The following is a 6,644-nucleotide window of genomic DNA, read 5'->3' on the forward strand; positions in this document are numbered from 1 at the left end:
ATGCATGATCGGGCGTATCGCATTCCTTGCCGTCTTCCTGTCCGGCTGCCAAGGTGCTGGCATCGTAGTTGGCTCCGCGCTTCAAGGAATGTCCGAAGCATCGAAGCAACAGCCCGCGCAGCAGATGTCCGCCCCCGCAACGCACACCTGCTATGCTGCTGGCGAGAGCGTGGACGGCATGAACAAGATTTGCTTCTACGATTGTGCGACTGGGCGCGCCGCAGCGACGGTGAGCGCGGCCAGCATGTGCCCAACGACTATCCAGCAATGATCACTGAGCGAGCTGCTGCGATCCTTGGTGTTGCCATCATCGGGGCTGTTGGGCTCTACCTCTACTTCTCGCCCTATCAGCAGTGCGTCCGCGAACAGTCATCGTCGAAAGCGTCGGGAACAGGTGGCAACGGTCTCTTGAGTGACGAGGACTTTGGCATCGTCACGCCACCGCGATCACAAAGCCCCGCAGCCAAATGCCTGGCGATGATGGGCCGCAAGTAGACCTATCACGTCAAGCCATCCACCTCCGAATGCCGCCAACAGGTAGGGATAGGAAGACGCCTCGAAAGCACCCGATGTCGGTGCGCGGGCTGGAGTTCCATTTCTGTCGGATCAGGTGCTTCGTGTGGCGGTCGAAGGCGAACGGCGACATTACCGGAAGAACCAAATAGCCCGGACCATGCTGTTGAGCGAACGGCAGGTAGGAGCGCTTCGCCAACTTGTCTTGCAGCACGGCGACGAACCTATCCGCGAGTTGCTCGTCCATGTCGAGATAGAGGCCTTTGCCGATAGGGCGATCGGTCTCCCCCGGCGTAGCGCGTGAGTTCAGGTGATGAGCCCAATCGTCGTTCCAGAACACACTCCCGACCTCCACCCATCTGGTGGTTTGGCCGGATTGAATGATTGCGTCCGGTGGGTCGGGAGTTGCGACTACAAGAAAGCGACTGCGAAACACCCTACTGTGCCATTCCACGAACTTGTTGACATGAAACAACTCGTGCTTGCGCTTGATTGGCCCTCTTTTGTCTGGCTTCGGCTGGCGGCTCACCGGCAAGGTCCCCTTCTCGTTGGCCTTATTCTCTCATGTGACAACGACCGAGAATAGGCACCCGGAATGTTTGGTAGAAAAATGCGAGCGGGTGATCGGATAAGTAGTACGCGCGCCGACCCCCCGTGGGGGTTTCGGTCCGGCGATAAGGGCCCCAGCGATTGCTGTCACCCTTGATCGGTGCGGTTGGCTAAGAGGCTGTGTCAAGCACAACGGACGTTGACAGTTAGACACAAGGCCCTTATCGTTCGCAAATCAGAACGAGCTGACGGGGCCGACCAATGAACAAGTACGTGACCTATCGCCGGGTGTCGACGGCAGAGCAAGGGCACTCGGGCCTTGGGCTGGACGCCCAGGAGCGCGATATCAGGCTGTTTCTGGACAACTACTCGGAAGTGCCCTTCGACGTGATCGGAGAGTTTGTCGAGGTCCAGACGGGCAAGGATGACGATAGGCCCGAGTTGGCCAAGGCCCTCGACCTCGTCAGGAAGACCGGCGCGGAATTGCTTGTCGCCAAACTCGACAGGTTGAGCCGCAAGGTGTCGTTCATCGCCAGCCTGATGGATGACAAGAAGGTGAAACTTCGGGTCGCCTCGATGCCCGATGCCGACAAGTTCCAACTCCACATCTATGCGGCGCTGGCCGAGCAGGAGCGGGATTTCATCAGCAAGCGGACCAAGGATGCACTGGCTGCGGCCAAGGCCAAGGGCAAGAGGCTTGGCGGGCGGCGGGTAAAGAAGGACGGGACGTTCGCGCTCGACAACAGGATCGCGGGGCTCAAGGCCGTGGCCGACGCCGACGCCGCGCGCGTGATCGACTTCATCAGGCCGCTCAGGGCCGCTAACCAGACGCTGAGAGAGATCGCCGCCGCGCTGCACAAGGCCGGCATACAGACGCCGCGTGGCGGGCAATGGACGGCCAAACAGGTTTCGAGAACATTGGAGAGAATGCAGACGAATGTCTAAGCCGAGGACAATCAAAGGAAAGGGCTGGCTCAACGGCCAATACCAATGCGGATGGCAGGACGACGGCAAGAGCTTCGAGGAAATCCTCAAGCTCGACAAATTCAAGGCAACGGGCGGGAGCCGTGCCGTCAGACGCGAGCAAAGCATGAAGGCACTGCTGCACTGGATGCGCGGGCAAATCCGCAGCCAGAAATGCAACTGGAGCCTCTACAACACCCTCAAGGAGGACATTTGCGCGCGGATCAAGGCAGGACACGCGGTGAAGGACGTGAAAGCCTCTGTCGATGCGGCGATAGCGGCGGGCGCTGGCGCGCGTGAGTTAGCCTCGTGGCAGAAGACCGAAGACCGCCTTCGGCGACGAATAGAGGCAGCCGAGGTAAGATTGCAGGAAGCAAACGACACACGCCGGTCAATACCGGATCGGCAGGCAGCGAAGTCATCACGAGGTGAGATGAGACGCGAGCTTCACGAGATCATAGAGGATGCTTCAGAGATACACGAAGATCACTGAGAGTGATACTTGACGGAATAAGGTCCACCATGTCCCAGAAAAACACCCCGATCAGCGGCCCTAATCTTTGTGGCCGTGCCTGCCTCTATCTGTCCTCCCTTTTGGACTGAGTGGCGCGGGGCATCAGCAATCCATCCGATCAACGATAAGGAAACGATCACCATGACATCCGACTTGGAAGCCGGCATCGTGGCGGGCCAAGAGCCGCTGACATGAACGCGGTGGTGAAGCCGCCCGCGAAAGCCGCAGAGGGCCAGCCGACCGATGCGCAGGGCGTGACCGAGATAGTCGCTCTCGTGGACGTTCTCGTTGATGCCGAAGGGACCCAGATCAGGGACAAGCTGGACGAGGCCCACGTGCGGACCCTCGTTGGCGTGTTGCAGGCCCATGACGACGATCTTTCGGAGGTCGACGGTATCGTCCTCGACGGTGACGGCCAGCCAATCGAAGGTATGGCGGTCGGCTTTAGAGACTTGATCGAGGTCGACCACGTGCGCGGCAGGCTCGGCGGCAAGGACGTATTCCATCTCGTCTCCGGCTTCCATCGCGTGGAGGCGGCAAGGCGGGCGGGAAAGCTGGTCATTGGTGCCATCGTGTTTCCAGATCGAGGCCAAGCCTACCGCGAATGGCGGGCCGGCAAGGCCAACGGGCAGCACGGCAAGCGACTGAAGCCCAAGGAGCGCAAAGAGCAGCTTCGGCGCTATATCAGGGCCAATCTGCATCGGCATCCGGGGCCTCGTGGCGGGCGGGCGAATGGCGAGCTGAAGTCCGTCACCCAGATGTGCATCGACAACGACGGGATCGACATCAAGACGTTCTGGAAATGGATCAAGGTGGTCTCCTATCCGACTTGGCGGGCGCTTACCGAAAGGACGGGCTATGGTGACGAGTGGAACGACAACCCCAATCCTGAATACGATCCAGACATGGTCAGGGAAGCCCAAAATAGCCGCAAGTTGGAACGGGCGGTTACACTTGCTGTCAACATCGCTAACACCTTGGATCAGGAAATGAGCCTCCGCAGGGCTGAGGAATTGCTGGAGAAGGCCTTGAAGGATGTCTCTGCGATGCTTGCCAGAAAGATGCCCGACCCATTCGCCTGACCCTCGCTGGGAAATCCCAGCACTATAACGAGAAACCGACGACAAACAGGAGCCCAATGGTTGATTTCATTGAGCTTTTTTCATTGTAAACGCCTGCAGTTTCGTGACCACTGCCCGCGCACACCGGTGGGCAGCACGACGCTGGGGGCGACAAATCAGAAGGAAGATCAGAAATGCAAGACGAAGCGACGCGCCGGAAGTGGCGTGAACACAAGCGCAAGTGGCGCGCCGAGAACCCGGAGCGCAATCGGGAGCTGTACCGGGAGACCTACCAGCGCCACCGCGACACCATCAACGCGGAGAAGCGGGAAATGCACAAGCTGTTCGCCGAGTGGCGGAAGACCGTGTATGCCGCGCAGGGCTCTGCCAGTGTCGGCTGAGAACGTTCACCAGATCACGCCGGCAATTCGCGTTATCGTGACGGACCGGGAGTGGATCGTCCAGGCGGTCGAGATGAAGCGGACCCGCAGGCACGGCGTCCAGTCAACTGGCGAATGGGTCGACCGCGCCTACATCACCAGCCGGTCGATGCTGAACGGCGAACTGAAGCGCCTTGTCGGCAACGGTGCGATGAAGGCGGGCCTTGTCCGGCATGTCAGCCCAGACGTTCTGGACTGGCTCAACGGGCTGCCCGAGCGGCACCCGTCGCGTGATCTTCAGCGGTCCACGGTGCTGGACATGCTGGAGGCGTCTACAGCCGGCGGCGAGCATGGCGAAACTTTCCATGACCATCTGCCGCTGATCGTGAAGCATGGGCCGCTAAGGTGGCGCAACGACCGGAATGCCCGCTTTGACCCTTGACGAGATCAGGCGGCGCGACTGGGTGGCGACCTATCCGACGCGGGAAGCGGCGCTTGCCTTGGTCAAGTGGATCAAGGCGGACGACTGGGAGACCACCTCGCAGCTTGACCGGAGACTGCCAAGCATCGGCATCACGTGGACCGAAGATTTCTGCGTGGCTGCCGAGCGGTGCTGGGAAGTCTATGGCTACCCGGAAATGGAGCCGGTGGCCCGTGCCCGACGGATTGCCGAGGCATTCATGAGGCCTTCCCCCTCAGCGCCCCGTGCAGTGGTCGCCGGAGGCAGCGACGGCGTTTCCCGACCATCCACCCCAGCCGCACCCAGCGCGCATCCTGAAGGCCCACAGACGATGTCTTACGGGTTCACGCCACCGCGCTAATCCACCCACCACACCGAACCTACTCGCACTTGGCTCAATGAGCGCGCCGAGGCGATCAACTATGACCGCATGGAAGGAACGACAACATGACCGACTACATCGACAATCCGAACAAATACCAGACCGACAACACCCCCGTGGCTCAGGCCATGATAAGAGCCCAGGCTGCACAGGCCGAAGCAGACAGGGCCAAGCAAGACGCCTTGGCCACAGAAGCCGCCGACCGTGCCAAGCGGGAGGAGATCGACCGTGCTGTTGAACTCTCCATGTCCCGCATGAACCAGCAGCTTGCCGCCGAGCGTATGGGTGCCGGCAAGCAAATGATCCGGTCTCAGGACGTCGGGGTGATCCCGCCGATGGCAGAGGTCGAGAAGACCACGGTCAGGGTTCTCGGTGGTATCGAGGTCTCATTCCAGCAGGCCAAGGACATGGCCGAGGTCGGGCAGATCACGCAGGCCGAGTTCAACAGGGCCGTGGTCGACGGGCTGGCCGCCCGTGGGTATGCCGCCCCGAAGTCTTTCGGGTAACCACGGGGGCCGAGAGTGACGGGGCGGTTGATGCCGCTCCGTTGCCTACCGTGGATGACAAGACCGGCGAGGCTGACAAGGACGAGGCGTTAGACCTCGACAGCGCCGACCCTGCCGAGATCGAGGCGATTGCAGATCAGGCGATCACGACGTTCAACGAGACCATAGACCGCGACACGGCTGAACTGATCGTGGCCAAGTTCACCCTTGACGGGACACTCGACCCCAACGTCATCGGGGTTGATCAGCAGACCCTCGACGCGACCGTAAAGGCATTCGAGAACCGCATGACGAGCGAATGCTTGGCCCCGGTCGGGCTCACGCTCAGCGACTATCTCGACTGCTGTGACGAGGCGGACCTTCCGGCTATCCGCTCGCTGGTCGTCAAGGGCGATTGGAAGGCCATCGCGGAGCATGCCCAGCGGATCAGGACTGCGCTCAATCAAGGAGACGAATGAACGATGACCTTCCCGACCCCCGATGTGCCGCCCCAAGAGGCGTGTCGGGGGCGGGTCCTTTGGGCCAGAAATCGCTCCACTGGCGCGATGTCTCCGCTTAGGGAACAGTTCCGCTAACGCATTGAATTTATTTGAATTGACGGGTTCAACGCCTGCCCGCTATCCGATGAACGACAACGCCAGCGGGGCGCGGTGAGACAACAGGAGCAAGACCAAATGCAGAGCATTGACTATAGCACACTTGAAGCCGACGTGGCCGAGTGGATGAAGGGCCACATTGAGAGCGTCAAAGAACACTGGGGCGAGGGTGAAGCCTACGCCGAGGCGGTGCGGTTGCTTGACGATGACCCGTGGCAGGCCCTGCAGTGGTACGTCGAGGACGTGAGGAAGGCCGCTTGAGGGATGAGGCCAGATTGGTCTAAGTGATTGGTCTAAGTCGCCAGCGTCCGATCCGGTAAGGTACTGATTTTGCTGGCGAAATACAGATATTCTGTGGGATGGCGGAGAGAGCGGGATTCGAACCCGCGTTACGGTTTCCCGTAAACACACTTTCCAGGCGTGCGCCTTCAACCACTCGGCCACCTCTCCGTCCTTGCCTTTCGCGTCGGCCGGTTTCGCCGCGCGGGTTGGGGAGATGCTCTCCCTTTGGGGATGCGTGCGGAACTGCCCGCACCGGGCGCCGCCAACCAGCGGACGCCCTGCCCGCACCTGAGCCGTCGAAGCAACAGGCGCGGGGCTCATCTAGTCGATCCGGCGCCGAATGCCAAGCCATAACGGCGGTCAATGTCGTAAGCAGATGAGTTGTCCGGATTAGGTAGCACGTGAGTTGTCCGGTTTTATCGCCAGCGGATGGAGGCT

The 6,644-nt window shown here is 60.6% G+C and carries 12 protein-coding genes and 1 tRNA gene; 11 read left to right on the top strand and 2 right to left on the bottom strand.

Translation table 11 applies throughout. The annotated features are described in order from the left end of the window. Positions 1-4 precede the first annotated feature (4 nt). On the top strand, positions 5-271 hold the full coding sequence (locus tag FJ443_RS22460; RefSeq protein WP_140665970.1) for a hypothetical protein: 267 nt from the start codon (positions 5-7) through the stop codon (positions 269-271). Further along, complete coding sequence (locus tag FJ443_RS22465) at positions 268-495, top strand: hypothetical protein (RefSeq protein WP_140665973.1); 228 nt, start codon at positions 268-270, stop codon at positions 493-495. The genes FJ443_RS22460 and FJ443_RS22465 overlap by 4 nt, the downstream gene beginning before the upstream one ends. Positions 496-505: 10 nt before the next feature. Here the strand turns inward: FJ443_RS22465 and FJ443_RS31440 are convergent, their stop codons facing one another. After that, the gene (locus tag FJ443_RS31440; protein ID WP_140665976.1) at positions 506-1,048 is read right to left on the bottom strand and encodes a hypothetical protein; all 543 of its coding nucleotides are present in this window, start codon (positions 1,046-1,048) and stop codon (positions 506-508) included. 275 nt (positions 1,049-1,323) lie between these two features. Between FJ443_RS31440 and FJ443_RS22475 the strand changes: the two genes are divergently transcribed. The 9 genes from FJ443_RS22475 (at position 1,324) to FJ443_RS22515 (ending at position 6,185) form a co-directional block, all read left to right on the top strand. After that, complete coding sequence (locus tag FJ443_RS22475) at positions 1,324-2,007, top strand: recombinase family protein (protein ID WP_140665979.1); 684 nt, start codon at positions 1,324-1,326, stop codon at positions 2,005-2,007. Continuing rightward, entirely contained in the window at positions 2,000-2,518 is a 519-nt protein-coding gene (locus FJ443_RS22480) for a hypothetical protein (RefSeq protein WP_140665982.1), read from the top strand. The genes FJ443_RS22475 and FJ443_RS22480 overlap by 8 nt, the downstream gene beginning before the upstream one ends. Positions 2,519-2,730: 212 nt before the next feature. Continuing rightward, positions 2,731-3,621, top strand: a complete 891-nt coding sequence (locus FJ443_RS22485; protein ID WP_140665985.1) for a hypothetical protein — start codon at positions 2,731-2,733, stop codon at positions 3,619-3,621. Positions 3,622-3,794: 173 nt separating this feature from the next. Next, entirely contained in the window at positions 3,795-4,001 is a 207-nt protein-coding gene (locus FJ443_RS22490) for a hypothetical protein (protein WP_140665988.1), read from the top strand. Next, a complete protein-coding gene (locus FJ443_RS22495) occupies positions 3,970-4,422 on the top strand; it encodes a hypothetical protein (protein ID WP_140665991.1) in 453 nt (150 codons plus the stop codon). Before FJ443_RS22490 ends, FJ443_RS22495 begins: the two co-directional genes overlap by 32 nt. Beyond that, the gene (locus tag FJ443_RS22500; RefSeq protein ID WP_140665994.1) at positions 4,412-4,801 is read left to right on the top strand and encodes a hypothetical protein; all 390 of its coding nucleotides are present in this window, start codon (positions 4,412-4,414) and stop codon (positions 4,799-4,801) included. The genes FJ443_RS22495 and FJ443_RS22500 overlap by 11 nt, the downstream gene beginning before the upstream one ends. An 86-nt stretch (positions 4,802-4,887) precedes the next feature. Beyond that, a complete protein-coding gene (locus FJ443_RS22505; RefSeq protein ID WP_140665997.1) occupies positions 4,888-5,328 on the top strand; it encodes a hypothetical protein in 441 nt (146 codons plus the stop codon). Between the two features lie 50 nt (positions 5,329-5,378). After that, positions 5,379-5,786, top strand: coding sequence for a hypothetical protein (locus FJ443_RS22510; RefSeq protein WP_140666000.1), 408 nt, complete (start codon positions 5,379-5,381; stop codon positions 5,784-5,786). A gap of 216 nt (positions 5,787-6,002) precedes the next feature. After that, positions 6,003-6,185 carry a hypothetical protein gene (locus FJ443_RS22515; RefSeq protein WP_140666003.1) on the top strand — a complete coding sequence of 61 codons (183 nt, stop codon included), beginning with the start codon at positions 6,003-6,005 and terminating at the stop codon, positions 6,183-6,185. Between the two features lie 99 nt (positions 6,186-6,284). Here the strand turns inward: FJ443_RS22515 and FJ443_RS22520 are convergent. Beyond that, positions 6,285-6,374 (bottom strand) — tRNA-Ser (locus FJ443_RS22520). Between the last annotated feature and the right edge of the window lie 270 nt (positions 6,375-6,644).

This window comes from Mesorhizobium sp. B2-6-1, from assembly GCF_006440475.1.
Taxonomy (GTDB): Bacteria; Pseudomonadota; Alphaproteobacteria; order Rhizobiales; family Rhizobiaceae; genus Mesorhizobium.

Excerpts from the sequence above, each read along its gene's own strand:
- FJ443_RS22460 (WP_140665970.1), top strand. The coding sequence starts at position 5 with ATGATCGGGCGTATCGCATTCCTTGCCGTCTTCCTGTCCGGCTGCCAA.
- FJ443_RS22465 (WP_140665973.1), top strand. The coding sequence starts at position 268 with ATGATCACTGAGCGAGCTGCTGCGATCCTTGGTGTTGCCATCATCGGG.
- FJ443_RS22475 (WP_140665979.1), top strand. The coding sequence starts at position 1,324 with ATGAACAAGTACGTGACCTATCGCCGGGTGTCGACGGCAGAGCAAGGG.
- FJ443_RS22480 (WP_140665982.1), top strand. The coding sequence starts at position 2,000 with ATGTCTAAGCCGAGGACAATCAAAGGAAAGGGCTGGCTCAACGGCCAA.
- FJ443_RS22485 (WP_140665985.1), top strand. The coding sequence starts at position 2,731 with ATGAACGCGGTGGTGAAGCCGCCCGCGAAAGCCGCAGAGGGCCAGCCG.
- FJ443_RS22490 (WP_140665988.1), top strand. The coding sequence starts at position 3,795 with ATGCAAGACGAAGCGACGCGCCGGAAGTGGCGTGAACACAAGCGCAAG.
- FJ443_RS22495 (WP_140665991.1), top strand. The coding sequence starts at position 3,970 with ATGCCGCGCAGGGCTCTGCCAGTGTCGGCTGAGAACGTTCACCAGATC.
- FJ443_RS22505 (WP_140665997.1), top strand. The coding sequence starts at position 4,888 with ATGACCGACTACATCGACAATCCGAACAAATACCAGACCGACAACACC.
- FJ443_RS22515 (WP_140666003.1), top strand. The coding sequence starts at position 6,003 with ATGCAGAGCATTGACTATAGCACACTTGAAGCCGACGTGGCCGAGTGG.